The organism is Deltaproteobacteria bacterium (genome assembly GCA_009930495.1).
Taxonomy (GTDB): domain Bacteria; phylum Desulfobacterota; class Desulfovibrionia; order Desulfovibrionales; family Desulfomicrobiaceae; genus Desulfomicrobium.
Window position 1 is genome coordinate 1 of the sequence record RZYB01000489.1, and the last position, 1,019, is coordinate 1,019.

The following is a 1,019-nucleotide window of genomic DNA, read 5'->3' on the forward strand; positions in this document are numbered from 1 at the left end:
CTCTACCACACCGTGGCCTGGCTGTGGGTCGGGTGCCGCGAAACCCGCCGGGGTTTGGTCGTGTCCGGGTCGCTCATGCTCGCGGTCTGGACATTCGCGCGCTTCGCGGACCTGTTCGACAGCCTGCTGACTCGGGGAGTCGTCTTCATGGCCATGGGCGGAGCCCTGTTCGCCGTCGCGAACATCTATCATCGCCAGCGGCGCAGGGCGGCCCATCTTGAAATAACCCCACACGCAACCGGGATGGAGGGTTAGGCCATGCGGACCACACTCGTTGTCACCGCCATTTTCGTCCAGATTCTGGCCTTGGCCTGGATGGCCGGCCAGCGCGAATGGATCGTCGCGACCGGCCCCACGGTCTGGCTGCGCACCACGCCTGTCGATCCCAGAGACGTGTTTCGCGGCGACTATGTTGTTTTGAACTATGACATCTCGACCATCCCCGCCGACAAAATCGGCCCGGCCCTGAAAGCCGAGCTGGGTGCTCAGAACCAGGACCGGGAACGGCGCCAATCCTACAACCGGGAGATTGAAATCTACGTTCCCCTGGAGGTCGACGCCGAATCGGATGTGGCCCGGATCGGTCTGGCCGATCTCACCCCACCGGCCTCGGGCCTGTTCATAAAAGGCTCGGTCCAGCCGTACCAGTGGCAGAATCGGGACGAATTGGTCGGAGTGCGCTACGGCATTGACGCCTTCTTCGTGGAACAAGGCAAGGGTCGGGCTTTGGAGCGGACCGCTCCCAAGGGAACTCCTGACAATATCCAGGTGCCGCTGGAAATGCGGGTCGCCCTAGGCCAGGACGGTACGGCCGTGCTCACGGAGCATCGCTGGAGCGCTCTCGGCGTCGGATTGGATGTCCACGAAGAAACGGCGTCGAACGCCACGGACTCGGCTTCGTCGTCCCGACTGGTTCTGAGCTACCACAATGCCAGCCCCGCGCCCCTGGCCATGGTGCTGCCGTCCGACCTGCGCACGCTGCGGCTTATGGGCGTGGAATCCTTTGATGGCTTTGGCCG

1 protein-coding gene is annotated in these 1,019 nt (G+C 63.6%); it reads left to right on the plus strand.

Translation table 11 applies throughout. From position 1 onward, the window contains the following. Positions 1–258: 258 nt before the first annotated feature. On the plus strand, positions 259–1,019 hold a 761-nt coding region (locus EOL86_15665; protein NCD27008.1), incomplete at its 3' end, for a hypothetical protein.